The organism is Aquabacterium sp., from assembly GCF_036279655.1.
Lineage (GTDB): Bacteria > Pseudomonadota > Gammaproteobacteria > Burkholderiales > Burkholderiaceae_C > Aquabacterium.
The window spans coordinates 1-25,860 of the sequence record NZ_DASUIT010000101.1 but is presented as its reverse complement, the minus strand read 5'-3'; the positions used below and the strand labels follow the sequence as shown (position 1 = coordinate 25,860).

Annotated in this window: 25 protein-coding genes; 8 read left to right on the top strand and 17 right to left on the bottom strand. The window is 65.4% G+C overall.

Annotation, left to right across the window (positions count from 1 at the left end):
- Nucleotides 1–26: 26 nt before the first annotated feature.
- Nucleotides 27–467 (bottom strand): hotdog fold domain-containing protein, encoded by a 441-nt coding sequence (locus VFW84_RS12010; RefSeq protein ID WP_329680693.1) that lies wholly within the window; start codon nucleotides 465–467, stop codon nucleotides 27–29.
- A gap of 105 nt (nucleotides 468–572) precedes the next feature.
- Between VFW84_RS12010 and VFW84_RS12005 the strand changes: the two genes are divergently transcribed.
- Nucleotides 573–1,199, top strand: coding sequence for a TetR/AcrR family transcriptional regulator (locus VFW84_RS12005; protein ID WP_329680692.1), 627 nt, complete (start codon nucleotides 573–575; stop codon nucleotides 1,197–1,199).
- A gap of 1 nt (nucleotide 1,200) precedes the next feature.
- Here the strand turns inward: VFW84_RS12005 and VFW84_RS12000 are convergent, their stop codons facing one another.
- Genes VFW84_RS12000 through VFW84_RS11990 form a run of 3 tightly spaced genes read right to left on the bottom strand, consistent with a single transcriptional unit; the run spans nucleotide 1,201 to nucleotide 3,745 of the window.
- A complete protein-coding gene (locus tag VFW84_RS12000; protein WP_329680691.1) occupies nucleotides 1,201–1,476 on the bottom strand; it encodes a hypothetical protein in 276 nt (91 codons plus the stop codon).
- Between the two features lie 20 nt (nucleotides 1,477–1,496).
- Complete coding sequence (gene rsgA, locus VFW84_RS11995; protein ID WP_329680690.1) at nucleotides 1,497–2,462, bottom strand: ribosome small subunit-dependent GTPase A; 966 nt, start codon at nucleotides 2,460–2,462, stop codon at nucleotides 1,497–1,499.
- On the bottom strand, nucleotides 2,459–3,745 hold the full coding sequence (locus VFW84_RS11990) for a M48 family metallopeptidase (protein ID WP_329680689.1): 1,287 nt from the start codon (nucleotides 3,743–3,745) through the stop codon (nucleotides 2,459–2,461). The genes rsgA and VFW84_RS11990 overlap by 4 nt, the downstream gene beginning before the upstream one ends.
- Before the next feature lie 73 nt (nucleotides 3,746–3,818).
- On the opposite strand from VFW84_RS11990, the gene orn reads away from it, so the two are divergent.
- Nucleotides 3,819–4,406: an oligoribonuclease gene (gene orn, locus VFW84_RS11985; RefSeq protein ID WP_329680688.1), complete on the top strand. Its 588-nt coding sequence runs from the start codon at nucleotides 3,819–3,821 to the stop codon at nucleotides 4,404–4,406.
- On the opposite strand, the gene VFW84_RS11980 is transcribed toward orn, so the two are convergent.
- Both VFW84_RS11980 and VFW84_RS11975 read right to left on the bottom strand, forming a co-directional pair.
- Nucleotides 4,407–5,762 (bottom strand): HAMP domain-containing sensor histidine kinase, encoded by a 1,356-nt coding sequence (locus tag VFW84_RS11980; RefSeq protein WP_329680687.1) that lies wholly within the window; start codon nucleotides 5,760–5,762, stop codon nucleotides 4,407–4,409.
- Nucleotides 5,752–6,411, bottom strand: a complete 660-nt coding sequence (locus VFW84_RS11975) for a response regulator transcription factor (RefSeq protein ID WP_329680686.1) — start codon at nucleotides 6,409–6,411, stop codon at nucleotides 5,752–5,754. The genes VFW84_RS11980 and VFW84_RS11975 overlap by 11 nt, the downstream gene beginning before the upstream one ends.
- Nucleotides 6,412–6,513: 102 nt before the next feature.
- On the opposite strand from VFW84_RS11975, the gene VFW84_RS11970 reads away from it, so the two are divergent.
- Nucleotides 6,514–6,903 (top strand): cupin domain-containing protein, encoded by a 390-nt coding sequence (locus VFW84_RS11970; protein WP_329680685.1) that lies wholly within the window; start codon nucleotides 6,514–6,516, stop codon nucleotides 6,901–6,903.
- Here the strand turns inward: VFW84_RS11970 and gluQRS are convergent.
- The 3 genes from gluQRS to VFW84_RS11955 are packed head-to-tail and all read right to left on the bottom strand — an operon-like array spanning nucleotide 6,894 to nucleotide 9,631.
- Complete coding sequence (gene gluQRS / locus VFW84_RS11965; RefSeq protein WP_329680684.1) at nucleotides 6,894–7,814, bottom strand: tRNA glutamyl-Q(34) synthetase GluQRS; 921 nt, start codon at nucleotides 7,812–7,814, stop codon at nucleotides 6,894–6,896. The two genes, VFW84_RS11970 and gluQRS, sit on opposite strands and share 10 nt — an antisense overlap.
- 4 nt (nucleotides 7,815–7,818) lie before the next feature.
- Nucleotides 7,819–8,760: a LysR substrate-binding domain-containing protein gene (locus VFW84_RS11960; RefSeq protein WP_329680683.1), complete on the bottom strand. Its 942-nt coding sequence runs from the start codon at nucleotides 8,758–8,760 to the stop codon at nucleotides 7,819–7,821.
- A 16-nt stretch (nucleotides 8,761–8,776) separates the two neighbouring features.
- Nucleotides 8,777–9,631: a 23S rRNA (adenine(2030)-N(6))-methyltransferase RlmJ gene (locus VFW84_RS11955; RefSeq protein ID WP_329680682.1), complete on the bottom strand. Its 855-nt coding sequence runs from the start codon at nucleotides 9,629–9,631 to the stop codon at nucleotides 8,777–8,779.
- A 43-nt stretch (nucleotides 9,632–9,674) separates the two neighbouring features.
- Between VFW84_RS11955 and VFW84_RS11950 the strand changes: the two genes are divergently transcribed.
- Nucleotides 9,675–10,280, top strand: coding sequence for an NAD(P)H-dependent oxidoreductase (locus tag VFW84_RS11950; RefSeq protein WP_329680681.1), 606 nt, complete (start codon nucleotides 9,675–9,677; stop codon nucleotides 10,278–10,280).
- A 28-nt stretch (nucleotides 10,281–10,308) separates the two neighbouring features.
- On the opposite strand, the gene VFW84_RS11945 is transcribed toward VFW84_RS11950, so the two are convergent.
- From VFW84_RS11945 to VFW84_RS11930, 4 genes are read right to left on the bottom strand one after another with little or no spacing between them, the layout of a single operon-like run.
- Nucleotides 10,309–11,256 (bottom strand): alpha/beta hydrolase, encoded by a 948-nt coding sequence (locus VFW84_RS11945; RefSeq protein ID WP_329680680.1) that lies wholly within the window; start codon nucleotides 11,254–11,256, stop codon nucleotides 10,309–10,311.
- 41 nt (nucleotides 11,257–11,297) lie between these two features.
- The gene (locus tag VFW84_RS11940) at nucleotides 11,298–12,143 is read right to left on the bottom strand and encodes an SDR family oxidoreductase (protein WP_329680679.1); all 846 of its coding nucleotides are present in this window, start codon (nucleotides 12,141–12,143) and stop codon (nucleotides 11,298–11,300) included.
- Nucleotides 12,144–12,156: 13 nt separating this feature from the next.
- A complete protein-coding gene (locus VFW84_RS11935; protein WP_329680678.1) occupies nucleotides 12,157–13,083 on the bottom strand; it encodes an alpha/beta hydrolase in 927 nt (308 codons plus the stop codon).
- Nucleotides 13,080–14,591, bottom strand: a complete 1,512-nt coding sequence (locus tag VFW84_RS11930; protein ID WP_329680677.1) for an NAD(P)/FAD-dependent oxidoreductase — start codon at nucleotides 14,589–14,591, stop codon at nucleotides 13,080–13,082. The genes VFW84_RS11935 and VFW84_RS11930 overlap by 4 nt, the downstream gene beginning before the upstream one ends.
- 90 nt (nucleotides 14,592–14,681) lie before the next feature.
- Between VFW84_RS11930 and VFW84_RS11925 the strand changes: the two genes are divergently transcribed.
- Nucleotides 14,682–15,356 (top strand): TetR/AcrR family transcriptional regulator, encoded by a 675-nt coding sequence (locus VFW84_RS11925; RefSeq protein WP_329680676.1) that lies wholly within the window; start codon nucleotides 14,682–14,684, stop codon nucleotides 15,354–15,356.
- Nucleotides 15,357–15,364: 8 nt separating this feature from the next.
- Here the strand turns inward: VFW84_RS11925 and VFW84_RS11920 are convergent, their stop codons facing one another.
- A complete protein-coding gene (locus tag VFW84_RS11920; RefSeq protein WP_329680675.1) occupies nucleotides 15,365–16,132 on the bottom strand; it encodes a sulfurtransferase in 768 nt (255 codons plus the stop codon).
- Between the two features lie 17 nt (nucleotides 16,133–16,149).
- Nucleotides 16,150–17,331 (bottom strand): alkane 1-monooxygenase, encoded by a 1,182-nt coding sequence (locus VFW84_RS11915; protein ID WP_329680674.1) that lies wholly within the window; start codon nucleotides 17,329–17,331, stop codon nucleotides 16,150–16,152.
- Between the two features lie 120 nt (nucleotides 17,332–17,451).
- On the opposite strand from VFW84_RS11915, the gene VFW84_RS11910 reads away from it, so the two are divergent.
- Genes VFW84_RS11910 through VFW84_RS11900 form a run of 3 tightly spaced genes read left to right on the top strand, consistent with a single transcriptional unit; the run spans nucleotide 17,452 to nucleotide 23,222 of the window.
- Nucleotides 17,452–18,480, top strand: coding sequence for a helix-turn-helix transcriptional regulator (locus VFW84_RS11910; RefSeq protein WP_329680673.1), 1,029 nt, complete (start codon nucleotides 17,452–17,454; stop codon nucleotides 18,478–18,480).
- A 44-nt stretch (nucleotides 18,481–18,524) separates the two neighbouring features.
- Nucleotides 18,525–22,055, top strand: a complete 3,531-nt coding sequence (gene dnaE, locus VFW84_RS11905) for a DNA polymerase III subunit alpha (protein ID WP_329680672.1) — start codon at nucleotides 18,525–18,527, stop codon at nucleotides 22,053–22,055.
- Nucleotides 22,056–22,094: 39 nt separating this feature from the next.
- A complete protein-coding gene (locus VFW84_RS11900; RefSeq protein ID WP_329680671.1) occupies nucleotides 22,095–23,222 on the top strand; it encodes a PA0069 family radical SAM protein in 1,128 nt (375 codons plus the stop codon).
- A gap of 3 nt (nucleotides 23,223–23,225) precedes the next feature.
- Here the strand turns inward: VFW84_RS11900 and VFW84_RS11895 are convergent, their stop codons facing one another.
- Nucleotides 23,226–23,912: a glycine zipper 2TM domain-containing protein gene (locus VFW84_RS11895; protein ID WP_329680670.1), complete on the bottom strand. Its 687-nt coding sequence runs from the start codon at nucleotides 23,910–23,912 to the stop codon at nucleotides 23,226–23,228.
- Between the two features lie 114 nt (nucleotides 23,913–24,026).
- Nucleotides 24,027–25,860, bottom strand: a 1,834-nt coding sequence (locus tag VFW84_RS11890) for a cadherin repeat domain-containing protein (RefSeq protein ID WP_329680669.1), incomplete at its 5' end; no start/stop codon positions are given.

The following is a 25,860-nucleotide window of genomic DNA, read 5'->3' as shown; positions in this document are numbered from 1 at the left end:
TCAGCCGATGTCGTGGTGTGGGTCGATCAGGCGGCCTTCACATTCATTGTGATGCGGGCCGTGAATACTTTCTGCCCGCTCGCATCAAAGGCCTCCACAGGCACCACCACGTCTCCCGTCTGATGCCAGTCGATGGCCGATCCGTCGGCCACGGCCCGGATGTCGGTCTTGACCTTGGCGAGGTATTCCACGGTCATGCCCTTGGGGATCCAGCGCCAACCCGTGGGCACACTGGCATCGGTCATGGTGCCACCGACCAGCTCGGCCGCGTTGCATAGGGCAATGGCATGCATGGTGCCAAGGTGATTGGTGACTTCTCGGCGCAGGGGCACGGTGGCTTCGGCATAGCCGGGTCGCAACACAGTCACCAGTGGGTGGATGGTGCTGAAGTAAGGCGCCACCTGGCAGACGGTGGCCGTGAACTGTTCGGGGCCCACGCTGTTGAACAAGGGAAGCAATTGGCTCATGAGATGTCCTGATGGCTGGTGGAAGAAGCTGGTTTGGCAGAATAATATTCCGGAATATTATTCTGTGTCAAACTTCAACCCATGACACAGCATGCAGACAAAGTCATGAAAGCAGGGCCGCAGGCGGTGCTTGAGCGGGCGTTCCCGGGGGCCCGTGCGCAACTCAAACGACGCATCCTGGCGGCTGCGCTGGCGTGCTTCAACGAGCACGGCATCGAGGCGAGCACCATCGAGATGATCCTGACGCGTTGCGACGCCAGCGTGGGCAATCTGTACCACCACTTCGGGAACAAGGAGGGCCTGGTGGCGGCCCTGCTCTTTTGCGCCCTGGACGATCAGGCGGCCCTGCTGGATCAGCAACTGGCGCAAGCGGTGAGCTTGCGCGATGGGGTGTCGGCGCTGGTGTTCAGCTATGTGGACTGGGTGACAGCTCAACCCGAGCTGGCGCGCTTTCTGTTCCAGGCTCGGGCTGTCGTGGTCAAGGGACCGCACGGTGCGGATCTGCAGCAACGCAACAAGCTGCGCATCAGGCTGATGATGGCCTGGTTCGCGGATCCCTCGCGTCAGGGTGGGCTCAGGGATTGGCCAGCAGAGCTCTTTCCATCGCTGCTCATCGGTCCGGCAGAAAACTATGGCCGGGCCTGGTTGTCCGGGCGGGTCAAGGCATCTCCGGCGCAGCATCGTGAGGCCCTGGCGGAGGCCGCCTGGCGGGCCGTGGCCGCCCAGCCGTGACTCAGGCTGAGGGCTGCAGCGCCTGCGCGCGGCCAAGCCAGTCGCTCAATGCGGCGATCATGTCGGCCTGGCTGAAGGAGCAGCTTTCTTCCGTGAACAGGGCTGCGCTTTCCAACTGGTTGAGCAGGCGCTCCAGCACGTCGATGTAGCGCTGTGGCAGGGCCGGTTCGTGGTCATGCGCGGCATCGCGCCAGTTGCGGGCCAGATCGGTCAGGGACAGATCGCCCCGGGCGAAGTCGTTCAGGGTGTCAGGCAGGACGGAGAGGCGGTCGGTCATGGTGGTGCGTCAGAAAGGGCTCACCAGCGCGGCTGGCTGAGTTCGTCGAACAGGGCGGTGTAGAGGCTGTGCCGGATGGGGCTGATCTCGCCCTGGGCCACCGCAGCCTGCACGGCGCAGCCCGGCTCCTGCCGGTGGGTGCAGTTGTGGAAGCGGCACTCGTTCATGTGTTTGGCGATGTCGGGCATCCAGCGTGCCAGCTCGGTCGGCGCGATGTGGTGCATGCCGAACTCCTGAAAGCCCGGCGAGTCGATCACGGCGCTGGTGCGCGTGTCGTCCAGCCAGTACCAGAGGCTGGAGGTGGTGGTGTGGCGCCCCGAGTTCAGGGCCAGCGAGATCTCGCCGACCTGGGCTCGCGCATGGGGCAGCAGGGTGTTGATCAGGGTGCTCTTGCCCGCGCCGGAGGGGCCCAGCACCAGAGTGGCCTTGCCATCGAGCAGCGGGCCGACCTGGGCACGGGCTTCTTCGGTGTTCTGTTTGAGTGAGAGCTCGACCACGGGATAGCCCATGGCCTTGTAGGGCGCCAGGCGCTCGCGGGCCGTGGCGGCACCGGGCAGGTCGATCTTGTTGAGCACGATGGTGGCCGGGATGTCGGCCGATCGGGCGGCAATCAGGGCGCGGGTGAGCTGGGCCTCGCTGAAGACGGGCTCGACGGCGATCCACATCAGCAACTGGTCAAGGTTGGCGGCAAAGGATTTGCTGCGCCACTCGTCCTGGCGGTAGAGCAGGTTGCGGCGCTCCTGCACGCCCACGATCACGCCTTCGTCCGCACCTTCCTGGGTGGGTTGCCACAGCACGCGGTCGCCCACCACGGCTTCGCTCTTTTTGCCTCGGGGGTGGCAGATCAGGCGCTGGCCCTCATCGGTTTCGACCACGAGATGGCGGCCGTGGGTGGCCACGACCAGACCACGGTTGCAGGCGCCAGGGTCCTGGGCTTTGACGGCGTCCTTGCGGTTTTGCCGTGGCGTTGAGTGGCTGCGCTTCATGTGGACAGTTGCCCCACGCGGGCCAGGCGCTCGGAGGCAGGGGGGTGGGAGTAATAAAAGCGCACGTAGAGCGGATCGGGGGTCAGGGTGGAGGCATTGTCTTCGTAGAGCTTGACCAGGGCCTGGGCCAGATCCTGCCCGCGGGCATGCGCGCAGGCATAGGCATCGGCCTGGAACTCGTCGCGGCGCGAGAAGGTGGACAACAAAGGCGCGATGAAGAAGGTGGCCAGCGGCACGGACATCATGAAGAGCAGGATGGCCATGGCATTGTTGGCGCCATCGAGGTTGGGACGCACGCCCAGGCCCAGATAGAAGCCGACCTGTTGCGACAGCCAGCCCAGCAGCCAGAAGGCCAGCAGGCTCAGGCCGAAGAGACCGATCATGCGCTTGAGCACATGCTTGTGCTTGAAGTGGCCCAACTCGTGGGCCAGCACGGCTTCGACTTCACCAGGGCTCAGACGCGAGAGCAGGGTGTCGAAAAAGACCACGCGCTTGGCGGCGCCCAGGCCGGTGAAGTAGGCGTTGGCATGGGCCGAGCGGCGGCTGCCGTCCATCACGAACAGGCCCTTGGAGGCGAAGCCGCAGCGCTGCATGAGGCCCTCGACCCGGGTCTTGAGGGCGTCGTCCTGCAGGGGCTGGAATTTGTTGAACAGGGGGGCGATGAGGGTGGGAAAGATCACCATCATCAAGAGGCTGAAGCCCACCCAGACCGCCCAGGCCCACAGCCACCAGTAGGTGCCGGCGGCGCCCATGAGCCACAGCACCAGGGCTGCGATGGGGCCGCCGATGGCCAGGCCCAGCACGGTGCTCTTGATCAGGTCGATCAGCCAGAGTTTGGGCGTCATGCGGTTGAAGCCGTAGCGTTGCTCCAGCCTGAAGGTGTTCCACAACTCCAGGGGCAGGTCGATGAGCGCGCCGATCACGGAAAACCCCAGCAGCAGCACCAGTTGGTAGCCCAGATCACCCAGGTGCGGACGAACGGTGTCCAGCAGCAGGGCATTGAGCGCATCGAGCCCGCCCAGCAGGGTCCAGGCCACCAGGGTGGCGGTGCCCACGGCGGTGGACAGCAGGCCGAAGCGCAGCTTGGCGATGGTGTAGTCGGCGGCGCGCTGGTGGCTCTCCAGGCTCACGCTCTGTGCGAAAGCGGCGGGGACCTGACTGCGGTTGAGCGCGACATGGCGGATCTGGCGCGAGCTCAGCCAGAGTTTGACGAGCAGGGTGGCCAGCAGCAGTGTGGCAAAGACCACGGTGACCACCGGGGCCTGGACAAAGGACATGTTCATGGAGCGCAAGTGTACGGTTTGCCCGCATGCCTTGATTCACAATGCCGCTTGGGCTTGTCCACACTGAGGTTTCATGAGCACGATCGACCCCGCAGCCACGGCACCGACGCCGGTGCTGGCGCTTCACCCCAATAACCTGATCTGGATCGATCTGGAGATGACAGGTCTCAAGACCCACTCCGACCGCATCATCGAAATCGCCGTGGTCGTGACCGATCCCGACGTCACCGTGCGGGTGGAGGGGCCTGTGCTGGCGATCCATCAAAGCGACGAAACGCTGGGCAAGATGGACGCGTGGAACAAGGGCACGCATGGCAAGAGTGGCCTGATCGATCGCGTGAAGGCGTCCACCATCGATGAGACCGCCGCCGAGCAGCAGGTGATCGATTTTCTCAAGCAGTACGTGGGGGCCAACAAATCACCGATGTGCGGCAACTCGATCTGCCAGGACCGGCGCTTTCTGGCCAACTACATGCCGCGCCTGGAGGCCTTTTTCCATTACCGCAATCTGGATGTGAGCACGCTCAAGGAGCTGGCGCGGCGCTGGAAGCCCGGGCTGCCCGAGGGCTTTCGGAAGGCGCAAAAGCACACGGCTCTGGCCGACATCCATGAGTCGATCGATGAGCTGCTCTACTACCGAGAGCACTTCCTGATCCCGTGATCACGCGGCGCGCAGGCGCAGGCGGGCGTGCAGTCCCGGTCCGCTCGCGTGCGGGCTGATCAGTTCGAGCTGGCCGCCCATCTGCCGGGCCACGGCGTTGACGATGGACAGGCCCAGGCCATGGCCTGGCGTGGCGCTCTCGCCGCGCTGGAAGGGCTGGATGAGGGTGTCGAGTTGCTCGGGCGGGATACCGATGCCGTTGTCGATGACCTCGATCGTGGGTGCGCGTGTCACACGCACCACGATCCGGCTGTCCGGTCCGCTGTGCTTGAGGGCGTTTTCAATCAGGTTGCGCAGGGCGATGCCCAAGGTGTCCAGGTCGCCCTGAGCCATCACGGCGGCGCCGCCGTCCTGAGGACAGTCCAGGCTCAGGCGTGAGCCGTCGGCATCGGTGCGGTATTCATCGAGTACCAGGTGGGCCAGATCAACCAGGTTGACAGGGGCGGTGTGTTGCGCCACACCCGCGTCGGCGCGCGAGAGTTGCAGCAGCTTGACGCACAGGTGCTGCAGGCGTTGCAACTGGCGGGTCACGGCCTGGATGCGTTGATCCAGGGACTCGCGCTGCTCAGGGGACGGCGATGCGAGTTCATGCACCTCGTGGGCCAGGCGTTGCAGTTGTGCCTGCGCGGCGGCGATGGGGGTGCGCAGCTCATGGGCGCTGTTGGCAGCGAAGGCGCGTTCTGCCTGCCGCACTTGCAGCAGTTGTTCGAAGAGCAGGTTGAGGGTGTCGACCAGTGGCGTGAACTCCCGGGGCAACCCTTCGGTGGGCAGGGGGGAGAGCTGCTGAGGTCCGCGCAGCTTGAGGTCTTCTCGCAAGACGTCCATGCGGCGGAAGACACGCCGCAGCAGCCAGGACACCGTCAGTGCGGTCAGGGGCAGGAGGATCAGCAAGGCGACGACGGAGGAGCGGATGTTGTCCCGGATGGCTTCGCGTCGATCATGCAGGGACGAGGCCACGATCACCACGCGGTCAAGCGATGGGGCGGGGCGGACGGAGAGACGCCAGTCGCCCTCATCGCGCGTGATGCTTTGGTCCAGGGGGGCCAGGGGTTGATCGGGGGCCCTGGGGGTGCGCCAGATGAGGCTGCCCTGGCGTGTGTAGACCTGGATCAGCAGGGCCTGGTCATGGGCTGTCTGAGGATGGGGCAGTGCCTCCAGGGTGCGGGCGGTGTTGCTGGGGGTGGGAATGCGAAGTGCCGTGTAGGCGATCTCTTCCTGGGCAGCGTCCAGCACCTCGTTGGTTTCTTCCCAATGGGCATAGAGCGACAAGGCAGAGCCCAGCAGCCACAGGATGGTCAGGGCCAGCAGCAACTGGCGCCGCAGGCGTTGCTCCAGGCGCCAGGCGTCAGAGGTCAAGGCGGTAACCCAGGCCGCGGTGGGTGCTGATCAGGTTGGCTCCCAGCTTGCGTCGCAAGCGGCTGATGATGACTTCCATGGAGTTGCTCTCGGCTTCGGAGCGGCCGGGCTGGAACATGGCGGTCTTGAGTTGCTGGCGGTTCAGGGTGTGCCCAGGGTGTGCAGCCAGGCAGGACAGCAGGGCCCACTCCATGGCGGTGAGGTCCACCACCTGATCGTTCAGGCGCGCGATCTTGTGTTCGAAGTCCAGGGCCACCGCGCCCGTCTGCATGATGGGCGTCTGGGGGATGCCCATGCGTCGGCTGACGGCGTCGACCCGGGCCACCAGTTCGTCCAGATCGAAGGGTTTGACGAGGTAGTCGTCGGCGCCCGCCTGCAGTCCATGGACGCGGTCACTGATCTGGTCGCGCGCGGTGAGCACGATGACGGCATGTTTATCGCCGCGAGAGCGCCAGGATTTGAGCAACTGGAGGGCGTCACCATCGGGCAGGCGCAGGTCCAGCAGCACCATGTCGATGTCCATGCGGGTCAGAGCCTGGTCGGCCTGTGCGCACAGTTTCATCCAGCTCACGGTGTGCCCGCAGGCTTCGAGGTGTTCGGCCACGGCTTGGCCGAGATCGACGTCGTCTTCAAGCAGCAGGAGGTGCATGGCGGGGTGGTGTGGCGAGGTACACGTTTTGGGGGACAACGGTCTATTGTCGTACGAGTCGAGCTGTTAGAGTTTCCAGCATTGCAACTGGTTTGTCACACGATGACGCAAGACCGCAGCGCGCATGCCTGCCCCACGGGCATCCTGCGTTTTGATCCACCAACGACGCCTCCCGCAGTCGATCACCCGAGGCCCGATCGGCTGGAGGCGGGTTGCCCGCGTCGCGAAACCTGGACCTTGTACGAAAGCGCACCTCAGGGCCTGAGCGCGGGCATCTGGACCTGCGAGGTGGGGCGTTGGCGCATTGTGTTTCCCGTCGGCAAGCATGAGTATTTCTTCGTGCTGGAGGGGCATGTCCGCCTGCATGATCACCAGGGTGGCTTCACCGATGTGGTGGCCGGTCAGGGCGCCGTGATTCCGGGCGGCTTTGAGGGGGCCTTCGAGGTGCTGGTGCCGGTGCGCAAGCATTTTGTCGTGATCGATCAGGCCTGAGGCACGGAGCTGGGCAGGCGCCAGGGCCAGTGCTGCACGGCCTGCGACAGCCAGCCGCTCACGGTGTCAGCCTGCAGCGCGGGCAAGCCCAGGGCCAGCGCCGCTTCGCTCAGGGCATGCAAGGGCGCGTCAGTGTTCAAGGGTTGTGCACCGTTCTGTTTGGAGAGCTTTTCTCCATTGACGCCCAGCACCAGGGGGGTGTGCAGGGTGCGTGGGGTGGGCAGACCCAGCAGGTGCTGCAGCCATTGCTGACGCGGGGTGTTGTCGGCCAGGTCTTCTCCCCGCACCACGTCGGTGATGCCCTGATCCGCGTCGTCCACCACCACGGCCAACTGGTAGGCCCACAGACCGTCGGCACGCCGGACCACGAAGTCGCCCACGGCGCTGGCCAGGTCCTGCTGCTGCGGGCCCAGACGCCGGTCGTGCCAGGTCCAGTGGTCGTCCGGGGGCGTCGGCACGGCCACGCGCCAGGCCCGGCCGGGGCGACCCGCCAGTCCGCCGTGGTCGGGGCGGCAGGTACCTGGATACACCAGCTCACCGTGGCGCTGTCGCTGCCAGCCCAGGCGTTCATGGGCTGCAGCGATGTCGGCACGCGTGCAGGCGCAGGGATAGGCCCGGCCTTGTGCGATCAGGGTGTCCAGGGCCTGCTGATAGCGTGCGCCCCGGCGGTGCTGGTAGAGCACCTCGCCATCGGGATGCAGGCCACATTGGGCCAGTTGTTGCAGGATGATCTGATCGGCGCCCGGGATGCAGCGCGGCAGGTCCACGTCCTCGATGCGCACCAGCCAGCGGCCTTGGTGTGCACGTGCATCCAGCCAACTGGCCAGCGCCGCCACCAGTGAGCCGGCGTGCAGCGGGCCGGTGGGGGAGGGGGCAAAGCGGCCCACATAGGCGGCAGAGCGCATCGCCATCACCTCAGGCGCAGGGGTGGGTGGCCGACAACAAGGCGGTGCGGGTGGCCTGACTGCCCAGTTGTTCCAGCCACCAGCCCAGGGCCTTGCCGGGTTGGGCACCTTGCTGACGCCAGGCATAGTGCACCGCCGCGATGCGCGGGGGCTGGTCGACCCTTTTGCGAACCAGTCGACCTTGCTGCAAGTCGGCGTCGACGAGGTTGGCGGGCAGGAAGCCGCAGCCCAGGCCGCGGCGCAGGGCTTCGAGCTTGTCGGGCATGGAGGCCAGGGTCAGCACATCCTGACCGGGCAGGATGCCCACGGTGAGGCTGTCGAGGCTGCGGGTGCTGTCTGCCACGGCCACGATCCGGTGGGACATGAGCTCGGCGGCGTTCAGGGGTTCGGGGCGTGGGGCCAGGGGATGGTGAGGGGATACCACGAAGGCGAACTCGATCTCGCCAAGGGTGTCCAGGCGCACATCCGTGGCCGCCGTGCGCCCGGCCGTCACGCCGATGGCCAGGTCTGCGTGGCCTGTGGACAGGGCCTCCCAGGTGCCGCTGAGCACCTCGTGGCGCAGTTTGAGCCGGGTGGGAGGTGACAGCTCGTAGAAGGCCTGCATCAGGTCGAACAGCGGGGCCGGGCTGATCACGCTGTCAACGGCGATGGTCAGTTGTGTCTCCCAGCCCGAGGCCACACGTTGCACCCGGTTGGCCACCGCGTCCATCTGCGCCAGCAGACGGCGTCCTTCGGTGAGCAGCTCCTGACCGGCGGCGGTCAGGCGGGCCTGACGGCTGCGGCGGTCGAACAGCAGCACGTCCAGCGCATCTTCGAGCTGGCGCACGCTGTAGGTCAGGGCCGAGGGCACTTTGCCCAACTCGCGCGCTGCGGCGGCAAAACTGCCTGTGCGCTCGATGGTGTCCATCATTTCCAGCGCATCGGGGGTCAGCACATGGCGGCGCGAGTTCATCGGGCGGGCGTGGTGCTTACTGGATGTCGGCTTCCAGCACGTAGGCAGCGTGGTCGTCGATGCCGATGTTCTCCACCAGCCAGGGCAGGGCTTCGGCCAAGGTGTCGTAGAGCGTCCACGGTGGGTTGACCACGAACATGCCGCTGCCGTGCAGGCCCAGGCCGTCGCGGGCTGTGGCCCTCACGCGCAGGCTGACATGCAGCCATTTGCCGGGTGCCAGCTTCTTGAGCTGCTCGGGCAGCAGATCGGCTTCGCGGCGCGCCACCTGGGGATACCAGATGGCGTAGGTGCCCGTGGGGAAGCGGGCCAGGGATTCCTTGAGCGTGTTGAGCACGCGACGGTAGTCTTCCTTGAGCTCGTAGGGCGGGTCGATGTGGACCAGTCCGCGCTTGGGCGGTGGGGGCAGGCAGCCCTTGAGGCCGGCAAACCCGTCAGCAATCTGGATGCTCACGCCACGCTTGACGTCGGCAAAGTGGGTCAGCAGGGCGCGGCTTTCGGTCGGGTGGAGCTCGTACAGGCGCAGGTGGTCTCCCGGGCGCAGCATTTGCGCCTCGATCTGAGGCGAGCCCGGATACCAGCGCAACTGATCGCCGGTGTTGCAGACCTCGACCTGCTCGATCAGGTCCTTGAGCGCAGCGGGCAGATCGCGGTCCTTGCGGTGAGCCCACAGCTTGTGGATGCCCCCCTGGGCCTCGCCGCTCTTGGTGGCGTAGCCTGAGAGGAGGTCGTAGACGCCCCCGCCCGCGTGGGTGTCGATCACCCAGAAGGCCTTGTCTTTCTGAAGCAGGTGCTCAAGCAACTGCACGAGGACGGTGTGCTTGAGCACGTCGGCATGGTTGCCAGCGTGGAAGCCGTGTCGATAACTGAACATGCCGCAAGGGTAACATTCCCGGATCGATGACTGAGGCCACACCATGACGACTTTTTCTTCCGCGCCCCGATTGCTGCTGATCTCGGGCAGCGCCCGCCAGGGATCCTTGAACACCCGCCTGTTGCAACTGGCGGGCCGCAAGGCCGAGGCACTGGGGGCTCAGATCACGCCCGTGGATCTGCGTGCGCTGAACCTGCCGGTCTTTGATGCCGATCTGCAGCAGACCCAGGGCATGCCCCAGGGCGCCCTGGCGCTGCGCGAATTGTTCGCCAGCCATGACGGTCTGCTGCTGGCCAGCCCGGAGTACAACGCGCTGCCCACGCCCCTGTTCATCAACGCCTTTGACTGGCTGTCGACCGTCGTGGCGCAAGGCGATCTGCCCTCAGGAACGGGCGCGACCGCAGGCAAGCCCGTGGGTCTGCTGGCAGCATCGCCCGGTGCCCTGGGGGGCTTGCGGGCCCTGCCCATCGTGCGCACCTATCTGAGCACGAACTTCGCCATGGTGGTGGTGCCAGAGCAGTTGGGCCTGCCCGCCGCCGACCATGCCTTCGCGGACGATGGCAGCTTGCTCAAGCCTGAACTGGACGCCGTGCTGGGCAAGGTGGTGCATTCCGTGGTGCGTCAGGCGCACTGGCGCAAGACGGCCTGAGTGGGGTGGCCGCTCGGGGCTGCGCCGATCAGTTCCGCGCCAGGAAACGCAGGACGGGTCGCAGGGTCTTGACCGCATCTTCTTCCTGGGGGATGTGGCCCAGCTCCGGGAACAGCACCAGCGTGCAGTTGGGGATGTCCTTGCAGAAACGGTAGGAAAACTCGACGGGCACCATGCCGTCCCGGGCGCCCCACAGCACCAGGGTCGGTTGCTTGATCTGACGGATCAGGTGCTGTTTGGCGCCGGATTCGCTCTGGTCCATGCGCTGGAACAGGGCGCGACGGTTGCCCACGCGCAGGGCCAGCTCGAAATAGCGATCGACGCGCTCCTGGGTGACCTTGTCGGGGTCCCCGTACACATTGCGAACGCTGGATTCGATGATGCTGCGCGGCAGGATGCGCTCGGACACCCAGCGCAAACCCCGTGCGCCAGCGATCTGGAAGGCGATGGGCTGGGACAGGGGCGAGAGTTGGTAGCCATCGGAGTCGATGAGGATGAGCTTGCGTACCCGCTCGGGCGCCAGCAAGGCGGTCTGCCAGGCCACCTCACCCCCCAGGGCATTGCCACCCAGGACCACATGCTGCACGCCCACGGAATCCAGCAGGCGGAGCACGAAGCGCGTGTAGGCCTCGCTGCGGTATTCACCCTGAGGGCTGGGGCCCGTCAGGCCAAAGCCGGGCAGGTCCACGCTGATGACGCGGTGCTTGTCTTTGAGCGCGTTCTGCCAGGCTTCGTAGGTGTGCAGGCTCGACGCCATGCCGTGCAGCAGCACGATGGGGGTCGGGTCATCGCGGGGGCCGATGTCACGGATGTGCACCTGCATCCCGTCGAGCTCGATGAACGAGGAGGGCGCAGGTGCCCACCGTGCCACGAGGGCGCCAAGTTGCCGGTCGGGCTCCCAGGTGGCCCAGACCACCATGGCCACGCCGAAGCTCAACACCACGGCGGTCCAGAACATGCGTTTCAGCCAGGTCATACCAACATTATCGGGGCCCGCTCAGGGCCCACCACCGAGGGTTACCGTGGCGTTTTCATGCGCCGCACCTGGCGCATTACCAGCACCTGGTAGGCCGAGCCCAGCAGGCGAATGACCTTGTCCAGCATCTTGGCGTCGTTGCCGACGAGCACGCGCCGCTCGTTGTTCTCGACGGCCTTGAGGATCTGCAGGGCAGCGTCTTCGGCCGTGGTGACGTTGATGAGCTTGTCAGCCAGCTTGCGCTGCTTGTCCGCACTCATGCCCGAGACCTTCTCCATCTGCGGGTCGATGCGACCAGCCTTGGCGATGTTGGTGGCAATGCCGCCGGGGTGCACGCAGGTGGCGCTCACGCCCTCGCCTGCCATTTCCAGCTCCATGCGCAGGGCCTCGGTGTAGCCACGCACGGCGAACTTGGAGGCGTTGTAGGTGCCCTGGCTGGGCACGGCCATCAGGCCGAACAGGCTGGAGGTGTTGATGATGTGGCCGTCACCGGACTTCTTGAGGTGGGGCAGGAAGGCTTGGGTGCCGTAGACCACCCCCCAGAAGTTGATGCCCATGATCCACTCGAAATCGCTTTGCTGGACCATGTCGAGGTTGACGGTCAAGGCCACACCGGCGTTGTTGAAGATCAGGTTGACCTTGCCGTGATCGGTGGCTACCTGATCGGCCCAGGCGAACACCGCCTCGCGCTTGGACACATCCAGCTTCTGGGTGGTGACCTTGACGCCCAGCTTGCGTGCCATCTCGGCCGTTTCGGTCAGGCCTGCCTCGTTGACGTCGGACAGCGCCAGATGGCAGCCACGGCGAGCCAGTTCGAGTGCCAGGGTGCGGCCCATGCCGGAGGCCGCGCCGGTGATGGCGGCCACCTTGTTCTTGAAGTCTTTCATGCGGTGTCCGGGTTCAGGCCGCTTTGGCCTGGTTGGAGGTCTGGGTGATGCGGGTGATGAAGTCGCCGGACTTCTTGAGGTCCTGGCGGGCCTCGGGCAGCATGATCATGGTGGGCCACACATGGGGCAGGCGCTTGCGGGTGATCAGCGTGCTCTTGACGCCGCTCTGGCGGGCCTTGTCGTGCAGGCGGGTCGAGTCGGCCAGAAGGATTTCATGTTCGCTGGCGAAGATCAGCAGCTCGGGCAGGCCATGGAGGTCTGCAAACAGGGGCGATGCCAGCGGCTCGGTGGCCGGGCGCCCGTTGAGGTAGAGCGCAGCGGCTTCGGGCAGCAGGGCAGGGTTGAACATGACGTCATCGTCGGCCTTGGTGCGCATGGTTTCGCCCGAGCCCGACAAGTCGGTCCACGGCGAGAACAGCAGGGCGCCGGCGGGCATGGGCAGGCCCTGCTCACGCGCGGCCAGCATGCAGGCCAGGGCCAGGCCGCCACCGGCGGAGTCTCCCCCGAACACCACCTCGGCAGGGTTCACGCCCTGAGCCAGCAGCTCCTTCCACCAGGCGACCGCGTCATCCACAGCGGCTGGGAAGGGGTTCTCGGGGGCCATGCGGTAGTCCACCGACAGCACCCGGGCCTGTGCGGTGCGGGCCAGGTAGGCACACGTGGGGCGGTGCGTGGTCAGGCCACAGAAGAAATAGCCGCCGCCGTGGAAGTACAGCACCGTGCGCTGGGGCTGGGCCACGCTCAGCCATTCGGCCGGGCACAGGCCCTTGGCCGCCTGGGCGGGCACGGGGGTGTGCGTGATGTTCTTGGGTGGGGCGGGGTAGCGCTCGGCCATCTTGTTGACCTTGGCGCGGGCGTGCGAGACATTCAGTCCGCCTTTGCTGCCGTTCTTGAACTGCCACCGAAGGACCAGATTGACGATGAAAGATTGAATGCTCATGCGCGTTCCACGTTGTATTTGTTGAGCTTGAAGCTGCGTGTCTTGAAGCGGTAGGCAAAGGTGAAGCCCGGCCACAGCGACACATTGCGGCCCTTGTCATTGAGGTACCAGCTCTTGCAGCCGGAGTTCCACACGGTCGAGCGCAGATCGTCCTGCACCTGGTCGATGAACTGCTTCTGGGCCTGGGGCTTGACGTCCAGGGCCCGGATGCGGTGCTCCTTCATGGTCTTGAGTGCTTCCATGACGTAATGCACCTGGGACTCGATCATGAAGACCATGGAATTGTGACCCAGTCCGGTGTTGGGGCCCATCAGGATGAAGAAATTGGGGAAACCGGCCACGGTGATGCCCATATAGGCTTCGGGGCCATCTTTCCAGACCTCGGCCAGGTCCTGGCCGCCACGCCCGAAGACCGTTCCGGGCGGGATCGGGTCCTGCACCTTGAAGCCGGTGCCGAACACGATGGCGTCTACCGGGCGCTCGATGCCGTCTTGCGTGACCACGCCCCGGGCAGTGATCTCCCGGATGCCTTCTGTCACGACGTTCACATTGGTGCGAGCCAGAGCGGGGTAGTAGTCGTTGGAGATCAGCAGGCGCTTGCAGCCCGGCGTGTAGTCGGGCGTGAGCTTGGCACGCAGTTCCGGGTTCGGTGTGGCCTGGGCGATCTTGTGTTTGGCCACCTTGGCCACCAGCCCCATCCACTCGGGCTTGAACTTGAAGGCCAGGAAGCGCAACTCCATCATCCAGTACAGCTTGATGCGCTCGATGCGCTGGCGCCAGGGGTTGGCCGCGAAGTCCGCGCGCTCGGAGTCCTTCAAGGGACGGTCATCCTTGGGCACCACCCAGGGCGGCGTGCGCTGGAAGTAATGAAGCTGGTCGACCAGGGGGGCGATCCTGGGCACGAACTGGATGGCACTGGCGCCACTGCCGATCACGGCCACCTGCTTGCCGGTGAAGTCGTAATCGTGGTTCCAGGTGGCTGAATGGAAGGTGGTGCCTTCGAAGCGATCCAAGCCCTGGATGTCCGGGATGGCCGGGTTGCTCAGGCCGCCCATGCCGGAGACCAGGATCTCGCTCTCGAAGACACGGCCGTCTTCGGCTTGCAGGCGCCACACGCGGCGGGCCTCGTCATAGCGCGCGCCCACCATGTTGGCGTTGAAGCGCACATGCCGGATCAGGTCGTACTTCTCGGCGCAGCGGCGCAGGTAGGCATAGATCTCGGGCTGGGGTGCGTACATGCGCGACCAGTCGGGGTTGGCCTCGAAGGAGAAGGAGTACAGGTGCGAGGGCACATCACAGGCGCAGCCTGGGTAGTGGTTGTCGCGCCAGGTGCCGCCGACATCGCCGGCACGCTCCAGCATGATGAAGTTGTGCTCGCCCGCCTCCCGCAGCTTGACGCCCATGCACAGGCCGGAAAAGCCCGTGCCGACCACGATGACGCGGGCGGTTTCCACGCCCTGAGGGCTGGTGCGACCCGGGGCAGGGGTGCTGAATTCGTTGGGTTTCATACGGGAATCAACCTTGCGGGAGCTTGATTTGTGACAAGAATTATTGTCACAATATCTTTGACAATGGATCATGTCAATATAGCGATCCCTATGGACACCGAAAATCCAGCCCTCACCCCCCCGAATCGACGCCGATATGGCGGCGTGCTGCCCGAAGAGCGGCAGCGGCAGCGTCACGACAAGTTGATCGATGGCGCGCTGGAGGTGTTTGGCACCAAGGGGTTTCATGCGTCCACGGTGCGAGAGGTCTGCGTGGCCGCCCACCTGACCGAGCGCTATTTCTACGAGTCCTTCAACAGCCTGCCCGACCTGTTCGTGGCGGTGTATGGCGAGTTGCGCACGCAACTGATGGCCCGCACGATGGCGGTGCTCGAAAGCCTGCGGGAGGTCACGGCCCTGGGGGCCCTGAGGCCGGCCTTGCGCGTGTTCCTGGAGTTCATCCAGGACGACCCGAGGCGCGGCCGCATCATGCTGGTCGACGCGCTGGGGGTGGACAGTGAAGTGGCCCGCCTGAGCGGCGAGACCGCCCGTGACTACTCGGGCCTGCTCAAACTGCACTTGACGCGGCTGGTGCCGCCCGCGCATCTGAAAGAGGTCAACCTGGACCTGCTGGCCGACGGCATGATCGGCCTGAACGTTTTGCTGGCCGCCCGCTGGATGCAGGACGGCTTTGTGGTGCCGATCGACGAGGTCGTGCGCACCAATATGCTGCCCTACGAAGGGCTGGTGGCCTTGCTGGAGCAGCGGGCCGAACAATCGTCCTGATCACCCGCTCAGGGTGATTCGGGCGAGGGCGCCTGCCGTGGCTCCAGGGCGCAGCCCAGCGCCTCCCGCTCATCGAACACGAAGCACTGGCCCTGCCAGTGCGCACCATCGGTGAGTTCGAAATACTTGAGGATGCCGCCTTCCAGCTGGTAGACGTGCTCGATGCCGACCTCCTGCATGTACAGCGCTGCCTTCTCGCAGCGGATGCCTCCGGTGCAGAAACTCACCACGGTCTTGTCCTTGAACGCGTCCTTGTGGGCCTGCACCTGGGCGGGAAACTCGCTGAACTTGCCGATGCGCCAGTCGATGGTGTCCCTGAAGGTGCCGTAGTCCACCTCGAAGGCATTGCGCGTGTCCAGGGTGACCACGGGGCGGCCCTCGTCGTCCCGCCCCTGGTCCAGCCAGCGGCGCAGGGTCTCGGGGCTCACGGCCGGTGCGCGTCCCGCCGACCCGCGGATGTCGGGGCGGATGGTCGGATGGTTCATCCGGATGATCTCGCCCTTCACCTTGACCAGCAGCTTCTTGAAGGGCACGGTGTCGGACCAGCTCTCCTTGGGCTCGAGGTCGGCAAAGCGGGCATCTTGCTTCAGGTCGGCGACCCAGCCGCGCACGGCCTCGGCCGGCCCGGCCAGGAACAGGTTGATGCCCTCCTGGGCCAGCAGCACCGTGCCTTTGAGGCCCAGCGCCTGCGCGTGGGCATGCAGGCGCTCGCGCAGGGCGGGTGCGTCATCCAGCGTGACGAACTTGTAGGACGAGATGTTCAGAACGGTGCTCATCCCTGCATTGTAGAAAGTCAGGCTTGCTCGCGCAGACCGAACTGGCGCATGATCCGGGCCCGCTGGGCTGGCAGGAAGTTGATGCGCTTGACATCCCCGCCGACCGTGGCGATCACACGCTTGTCCATGATGGCAAACCAGATCGGGGGCACGTAGGCCGCCAGGAACATACCGAAGTAGCCCGATGGCAGGGTGGGCAACTCAGGGAAGTTGCGCAAGGACTGGTAACTGCGGGTCGGGTTGGCGTGGTGATCCGAATGGCGCTGCAGGTGGAACACGATCAGGTTGGAGACGATGTGGTTGCTGTTCCAGGAGTGGTGGGGCTGGCAATGCTCGTAGCGACCGTCCGGCAGCTTCTGGCGCAGCAGCCCATAGTGCTCGATGTAGTTGGCCGAGGTCAGCTGAAAGGCTCCCCAGAACGCCACCACGGCCAGCACCGGCACCATCTTTGGGCCGAAGACCGCGATGAGCCCGCCGTACAGCGCCAGGGTGAGCAGGCCCGCCTGGATGATCTCGTTGTTCAGGCTCCAGGGCGATTGACCCTGGCGTTCCAGGCGCTCGGTCTCCAGATCCCAGGCGCGGAAATAGGCGCCGGGCAACTCGCGAAAGACGAAGCGGTAGATGGTCTCGCCCATCTTGGAGGAGGCCGGATCCTCGGGGGTGGCCACGTGCCGGTGGTGCCCACGGTTGTGCTCCACCGAGAAGTGGCCGTAGCCACCCAGGGCCGAGTTGAACAGACCGATCTTGCGGCCCAGCCAATCCTTCTTGTGGCCCAGTTCGTGGCTGAGGTTCAGGCCAAAGCCCAGCATCGAGCCCGTGATGATCACAGTGGCCAGCCAGGCCATCCACGACAGCTCATGCGTGGCCAGGAAGATGCAGTTGAACAGCAGGCTGCCCCACAGCACCGGCACCACGGCGTAGTTGATCCAGCGGTAATAGCGGTCGGCCTCCAGGCGGGGCACCACGGATTCGGGCGGGTTGCTCAGGTCTTCACCCAGCAGCCAGTCCAGCAGGGGGATGGCACCGTAGAAGAAGGCGATGGCCACGAAGTACCAGGCCTCGGAAGTGGCGCCCATCAGGTGGGCCACGGGCCCGATGGTGACCGCCGCAGGGCCCACCACCGACAGCAGCCACATCAGGCGTTTGCGGTCACGGTAGGCGGGTGGCTGGTCGGTCGGGAGGGGCAGGACAGAGCTCATGCGGACATTCCTCAGGTCGGTTGATACATGAGCAGATCTTGCGTTTTTGGCTTGACGCGCAACACCGTTTGTGCTGGCACAATATCGTCATATTGTGACAATTGCACCCTCACTGAAACGATGTCGATGCACCCGCCAGACACCTGGCTGAAGCCTTCGCTGCACCCGGTCTATGTGCGCCTCCTGTGCGCGGAGTTGCGGCGTCGGGGCTTCAGCGAGACCGAGATCCTGCAGGGCACGCGCTTGAGCTGGGAGGAACTGCACGCCAGCCATCTGTTCCTGAGCCTGGAGCAGGTGCGTCGCGTCGTGTTGCGGGCCCTGGCCTTGAGCGCTTGCCCGTGGCTGGGGCTGGTGGTGGGTCAGAGCACGCAGTTGTCTGCCCACGGTGCGCCAGGGTATGCAGCCATGGCCGCCAGCCATGTCGGGCAGGTCCTGATGGTGATCCAGCGGTTTGCGGCCCTGCGCCAGCGCGTGGCCCACTTCGAGGTGCAGACCGAGGGGGGACTGGCCCTGCTGTTGCGAGAAGACCTGATGGTCGACGAGGTCCGCGAGTATCTGATGGGGCATTTCGCGGGGGCCATGATCCGCCTGATGGAAACGATCACCGGGCAGGATCTGCGCACGCGCGTCACCATCCACTGGCCCTTCGATGAGCCTGCGTGCGCGCAGGCCTATCGCGACTTCTGTCCGCAGTGCACCTTCGGGGCACCGGCCCTGCGCATCGATCTGCCGATGGACTTGCTGACCTGCCCCAGTCTGGCGCCCGATGCCGATGCCTACCGGGTGGCCTGGCGCGATTGTGAGCGCTTGCTGACGCAGCAGGAAAAGGGCAACGTGACCGTGCGTGTGCAGCAGCGTCTGGTCGCCTGTGAGGGCCAGTACCCCACGCTGGAGCAGATGGCCGAGATCGAACACGTGTCTGCCCGCACCTTGATCCGGCATTTGCGCGAAGAAGGCGTGACTTACCAGCAGTTGCTCGATGGCGTGCGGGAAGAGCTGGCTTGCTGGCTGCTGGTGCAGACGCCCCTGAGTGTGGAGGCCATTGCCGAGCGCCTGGGCTACCAGGACACCTCCAACTTCAGCCGCACCTTTCGGCGCTGGATGGGCATGACGCCGCGCGAGTTTCGGGGCGCCACCGACAGTCTCTGAGGACCGGGCGGCTCCACGGGCACCAGGCTTCTTACAATGCCCGCATGGCATTCGTACATCTGCGCTCCCACACGGAATTTTCGGTCGTTGACGGCACCGTCCGCATCGACGACCTGGTCAAGGCCGCGGCCAAGGACGGCCAGCCGGCCGTGGCCGTCACCGACCTGAGCAACCTGTTTGGTGCTGTCAAGCTCTACAAGGCAGCGCAGAAAAAGGGGGTGCAGCCCATCATCGGGGCCGATGTCTGGCTGGAGCCTGAAGAGCACGGCAAGGCGCCGACCCGCCTGCTGCTGCTGATCCAGAACCGCCAGGGTTATCTGCGCCTGTGCGAGTTGCTGGGCGAGGCCTGGACGGCACCGGGCCAGCGCAGCCACGCCTGGGTGCACTGGGCCTCCCTGGCGGCCAACAACGAGGGGCTGATCTGCCTGTCCGGGGCCGATCTGGGCGCGGTGGGGCTGGCCCTCATCCACGGCGATGACGCCCGGGCCGAGGCCCAGGCGCGCAAGTTGGCCGAGACCTTTCCGGGGCGCTTCTACATCGAGCTGCAGCGCGCCGGGCACCCCACCAACGAAACCCACATCCGTGGCGCCGTGCCCCTGGCGGCCAGGCTGGGCCTGCCGGTGGTGGCCACCCACCCGATCCAGTTCTCGACCCCAGATGACTTTGGCGCCCACGAAGCGCGCACCTGCATCGCCGAAGGGGAGACCCTGGGCAACCCACGCCGGGTCAAGCGTTTCACCCGTGAGCAGTATTTCAAGACCTCGGCCGAGATGCAGGCCCTGTTTGCCGACATCCCCTCGGCCCTGGCCAACACGGTGGCCATTGCGCGTCGCTGTTCGCTGACCCTGGTGCTGGGCAAGCCGCAACTGCCCAATTTCCCGACGCCGATCCTGCCCAACGGCGAGCCCCAACCCATGGCGGACTACTTCCGCGAGCTGTCCTTCGAGGGGCTGGAAGAGCGCCTGGTGCACCTCTTTCCAGATGAGACCGTGCGGGAGTCCCGGCGGGCGGAGTACGTCGAGCGCCTGGAGTTCGAGATCAACACGATTCTGAAGATGGGCTTTCCCGGCTACTTCCTGATCGTGGCGGACTTCATCAACTGGGCCAAGAACAACGGCTGCCCCGTGGGGCCGGGCCGGGGCTCAGGGGCCGGCTCGCTGGTGGCCTATGCCCTCAAGATCACCGACTTGGATCCGCTCAAGTACAACCTGCTGTTCGAGCGCTTCCTGAACCCCGAGCGCGTGTCGATGCCTGACTTCGACATCGACTTCTGCCAGGGCAACCGCGACCGCGTCATCGACTACGTGAAGGACCGCTACGGGCGCGATGCCGTCTCGCAGATCGCCACCTTCGGCACCATGGCGGCCAAGGCCGCGCTGCGCGATGTGGGCCGCGTGCTGGGCATGGGCTACGGCCATGTCGATGGCATCGCCAAGCTGATCCCCGCGCCACCTGGCAAGACGGTGACCCTGGCCAAGGTGCCGGCCGAGCCCGACCCTGGCATCATTTACGCCCGCAAGGAGGCGCCCGAGCTGGAGCAGCGCGAAGCCGCCGAAGAAGAGGTGGCCTCGCTGCTGGAGCTGGCCACGCGCGTCGAAGGCATGGTGCGCAACATCGGCATGCACGCCGGGGGCGTGCTGATCGCCCCTGGCAAGATCACCGACTTCTGCCCGCTGTACATGCAGCCCGGCAGCGACAGCGCGGTCAGCCAGTACGACAAGGACGACGTCGAGGCCATCGGCCTGGTGAAGTTCGACTTTCTGGGCCTGGCCACGCTGACCATCCTGGAGACAGCCAAGGAGTTCATCATGGCCCGGCACCCGGACCAGAAGGACTTCGATTTCGCCAAGATCCCGCTGGACGATGCGGCGGCTTACCGCCTGCTGTCCGAGGGCAAGACGGTGGCCGTGTTTCAGCTGGAATCCCGCGGCATGCAGGGCATGCTGCGCGACGCCAAGCCCAGCGTCTTCGAGGACATCATTGCCCTGGTGGCCCTGTACCGACCGGGCCCCATGGACCTGATCCCCTCCTTCTGCGCCCGCAAGCACGGGCGCGAAGAGGTGACCTACCCGCACCCCCTGATGGCCAGCGTGCTGCAGGAAACCTACGGGATCATGGTCTACCAGGAGCAGGTGATGCAGGTGGCCCAGCGCGTGGGGGGCTACTCGCTCGGCGGCGCCGACATGCTGCGCCGCGCCATGGGCAAGAAGAAGGCCGAGGAGATGGCCGAGCACCGCACCATCTTCGCCGCCGGTGCGGCCAAGAACGACATCCCTGCGGATCTGGCCAACGAGATCTTCGACGTGATGGAGAAGTTCGCGGGCTACGGCTTCAACAAGTCCCACGCTGCCGCCTACGCCTTGCTGGCCTATCACACGGCCTGGCTGAAGGTGCACTACACGTCCGAGTTCTTCTCAGGGAACATGACCGTGTCGAGTGACGACACGGACAAGCTCAAGATCTTTCATGACGATGCCGTGCAGAACTTCGGCATCACCTTCACGCCCCCGGATGTCAACCAGGGCGAGTGGCGTTTCATCCCGACGGGTGACAAGACCATCTGCTACGCCCTCGGTGCGGTCAAGGGCACGGGGCAAGGGGCCATCGAGGCCATCGTGCGTGAGCGCCAGGCCAACGGGCCCTACAAGAGCTTCTTTGACTTCTGCGCGCGCGTGGACCGCAAGCAGGTCAACAAGCGCGTGGTCGAGGCCCTGATCAAGGCGGGAGCCTTCGATGCCCTGGAGCCCCACCGCGCCGGGCTGCTGGCCAGTGTGTCACTGGCCTTCGACTACGCCGACACCCTCGTGGCCAATGCCGACCAGGGTGGCCTGTTCGATTTTGGTGACAGCCACGCGGCGTCGACCAATGAGCCCGATCTCGTGCCTGCCGAGCCCTGGACGCTCAAGGAGCGCCTGTCGCTGGAAAAGACGGCCATCGGCTTCTACCTCTCGGGCCATCTCTTTGACGACGCCGAAAAGGAAGTGCGGCGCTTTGCCAAACGCATCGGTGATGCGCAGGACAGCCGGGAGCCCCAGATGCTGGCGGGCATCATCAGCGACCTGCGTGTCATCAATGGCGCGCGTGGCCGCGTGGCGCTCTTCAAGCTCGATGACAAGAGCGAGACCATCGAGGCCGTGGCCAATCAGGACACCCTGGACGCCAACAAGGATCTGCTCAAGGACGATGAACTGGTCATCATTCAGGGCAAGGTGCAGACCGATCGCTTCTCGGGTGGCTTGCGCCTGAACGTGCAGCAGGTCTGGAGCCTGGGCGCGGCGCGGGCACGTTTTGCGCGCTTCCTGCGGGTCAAGGCCACCGATCAGCACTGCCCGGTGGCAGATCTCCTGCGGGAGTTCCCCGCGCGGCGTCTGCCTTCTGGGCAGCCGGATCTGCCCGACACGGTGCAGGGCCTGCCGATCCGGGTGGTGGTCGAGCGCGTCACACCTGATCTGTCTGCCAGGGCCGAGCTGGAGCTGGGAGATGCGTCCCGGATCTTCCCCAGTGATCAAGCCCTGCAGCGGGCCCGTGAGCTGATGCCCTCGGGACAGGTGGAGCTGGTGTACGGCGAGGGGTGATGCTGGCGGTGCTGTATATAAATACAGTATCATGCCGATGTGGATGACATCGACACACCCGCATGGCCGGACGATCGGCGCAGGGCCGAGCCCCTCAAGGGCCGTGGCACGGCCACGCGCCTGGCGCATCGCTTCGAGTCTGCTGCGCGCGAGGTGGTGGATGCCGATGCCTGCGCGTCTGAGGACGAGTTCAGCCGCGAGGGCGTGCCGCTGACCTCGGTGGTCCACGAGCAGGCCCGCAGCATCCTCTCGCGCAATGACTCGCCGGACATCCCCTTCACCTGGTCGATCAACCCCTACCGAGGCTGCGAGCATGGCTGCATCTACTGCTATGCCCGGCCCACGCACAGCTACCTCAATCTGTCGCCCGGGCTGGACTTCGAGACCCGATTGGTGGCCAAGGTCAATGCGGCCGAGCTCCTGCGGCGCGAACTCGGCAAGCCACGGCACGAGCCCAGCCCCATCAACATCGGTTCGGCCACCGATGCCTACCAGCCCATCGAGCGGGCCTTGGGCATCACCCGTTCTGTGCTGGAGGTGCTGCGTGAATGTCAGCACCCCTTCACCATCGTCACCAAGTCCAGTGGCATCGAGCGGGACATCGACCTGATTGCCGCCGCCGCGGCGCAGCGCCAGGCTTACGTGATGATCAGCCTGACCACGCTGGATCCGGATCTGTGCAGACGACTGGAGCCGCGCGCGGCGGCACCCCATCGGCGCCTGCGCACGGTGCGGACCTTGACCGAGGCGGGCATCCCGGTCGGGGTCAATGTGGCCCCCATCATCCCCTTCATCAATGAGCCCGAGATCGAGCGCTTGATCGAAGCGGCTGCGCAGGCCGGGGCCTCGCGCGTGCATTACTCCGTCATCCGTTTGCCCTGGGAGGTCAATCCGCTGTTTCAGGAGTGGCTGAGCCACCATGTGCCCGACAAGGCTGAGCGCGTGATGGCTCGCATCCGTGAGGTACGTGGCGGCGCTGACTATCGGGCCGACTTCTCCAGCCGGATGAAAGGGCAGGGCGTGTGGGCCGATCTGATCAGGCAGCGGGTGGTGCGTGCCCGGGCTCGGCATGGGCTCACGGGGGATGGGCCCATGCTCGATACCTCGTCATTCACGTGCCCTCAGACATTGCCGCAGCGAAGCGACGGGCAGATGGGCCTGTTCTGAGGCTCAACGCCAGTCGCGGTATTCGCGGTCCCAGCGAGGATGATGGCGATGACCGTGTCGGGGTTCATCGTCATAGCGCACGTAGCTGACCACCGGCTGATGAACCACAGGTGACCGGTACTCATCGCGGTAGGGCGTGGTGTCTACCGCCGGGCTGACGGTCAACTGGACCGGGATGGTCCGGCCAGGTTCCTGAGGCATCTGGGTGGTGTAGCGCTGACCGCCCACTTCGTACACGACGCTGTAGGCCACCACCTGGTTCTCGTACACCGTCTGTTGTTCGCAACGGCGCACGGACCGGGTTTCGCCCTGTCGGCCGTCGGTCTCGATGTGGTTGCCCAGCACGGCGCCTCCGATCATGCCCACACCGGTGGCCACGGCGCGGCCTGAGCCCTTGCCGACGGCGTTGCCGAGCGCGGCACCCGCAATCGCACCGATGATGGCGCCGGCACCCGAGCTGCGCGGTGCTTCCGCCCGCATCTCGTCATAGCAGGCCTGGCGCGGTGTGGCGACCTGGGCGACGATGGGGGTCGACGAGATCACGCGTGCCTGCACGGTCGTGCTGGAGGTGCTGGGGGTGCCCAATGTGCTGCCGACGCGCGGGCCTGCCCATGAGGCCGTGGCAACCGATGCCATGGCGGTCAGGCATGCGACCCGGCGCAGAATCTGTCCTTGGGGGTGTGACCACATACATTGCTCCTTGATTCGCGACCCGTGAATGGGCCTGCTCTTTCAACGGAGCTGTGGTGTTAGGCGACGACCGGGAATGGTTTCCGCTTGGTAAAAAAGCGTGAAGCGCCCGCCTCACCCGATGAGTGCCGGGTCCCGTGCCTGATCGACGTGTTCGTCAAACAACTGTTCGGCACGGGCGGCGGTGTCACTCTCGTGATCGGACTCGCCCGAAGGCTCGGCGTCGTTGTCCGGATCCTGCGAGAACAGCACGGGCAGGGGATCCAGCGTGCGCCAGGCCGGTGTGGTGAGGATCAGGCTGGTGACCAGGCCACTGGCTCGGGTGGCCCACCAGATGGCGCCCAGGGAAATCGTCAGACCACTGGTCTTGAGGGCCTGCGGCATGTCTGTCAGGAAGGCCGCTTCCTTGTCCTCAGAGGCAGGGGCAAAGTCGGATCGCCCTGGCATGGTCAGATCGACGACACCCAGCGCACCGAGGGTCGCGTTGAGCTGGGCCCCCGTCTCGGGCAGCGCGGTCAGTGCAATGTTGATGAGAGACTGCATGGGCGATTCAAAGCCCTGGGCCAACGTGGTCGAGGTGTACGTCATCGTCAGGCCCGATCGCGTCAAGCCGGTGGTGTCGGCGCTGGGGGTGTTTTGCATGATCAGGGACAGGCGTTCGCGCTGATTCTCCATGCTGGTGTCGCCCGCCGAGGGTTCATTTGCCGGGGGCTGGGTTGTGGGCGTCGGCTCGGTGATCTGAGGCTCAGGATCGGCGGGCGTGTCGGTCGGAGTGTTGTCCTCGGTCGGGCTCGTGCCACTGTCGGGTGGCGTGATCTCCGGCATCGGCTCCGGCCAGGTCACGGCCGGTGTGTCGACATATTCGGTGACGTTCACGACGCTGGCATAAACCTCGACGGTGCTGTGGTGGACACCATCGGAGACCTGAACGATGAGGCTGTAGGTGTTGTCTTGTCCTTGATCGGTGGGCCGTTCAAAGTCTGGTGCGGTGTTGAAGCGCAGTTGACCCGAGCTGGCGTCAATGCTGAAGCTGCCTGCATCGGCGCCGCCGACGATGCTGTAGATCATGGCACCGGATGGCACATCAGCGTCGAAGGCTTCCAGCACGACCACCATGCTGCCATTTTCCAGAACGTTGATGCCACTGGATGCTGTGCCTGTCGCCGTGGTGACGATCGGGCTGTTGTCGTTCAGCGGGGCGACCGCCAGCGTGTACTGGGTGGAGGTGCTCGATCCATCGGCGCTGGTGGCCACGACCGTGATGGTGTGGGCGGTGGTGGTTTCAAAGTCCAGCAGGCTGCCATCGGCCACCGTCACTGCACCTGTCACGGCGTTGATCGCGAAGCGACCGGCTGCGTCATCGGACAGGGCGTAGCTGATGGTGCTGAGGGTGGCGTCTGCGTCCGCTGCCTGAGCGGTGATGCCGACCACTGTGCCGTTGGCGGCGTTCTCTGCCACGCCGTTGGGGGTCGCATCGATGTCACCGATGGCGCTGATGCTGTATTCGTTGGCATCGCCCAGGTGGATGGTGAAGCTCTGGCTGCTGGTCGAACCGTCGGAGCTGGTGGCCAGCACGGTGATGTTGTGCGAGGTGGCAGCTTCGTAGTTCAGCAGCGAGCCGTCGGCCACGGTGACGATGCCCGTGGTGCTGTCGATGGTGAAGCGACCACCGGCATCGTCTGACAGTGAGTAGGTGACGGTGTTGTTGGTGGCGTCCGCATCGCTCGCGCTGGCGGTGATACCTACGTTAGAACCGTTGGTCGCGTTCTCTGCCACTGTGTTGGCGGCACCATTGATGTCGGTGACTGTACCGACATTGAATTCGTCCGCGTCACTCAGATCGACCGTGAAGCTCTGACTGCTTGTCGAGCCATCGGCACTGGTGGCCAGCACGGTGATTCCGTGCGAGGTGGCCGCTTCATAGTTCAGCAGCGATCCGTCTGCCACC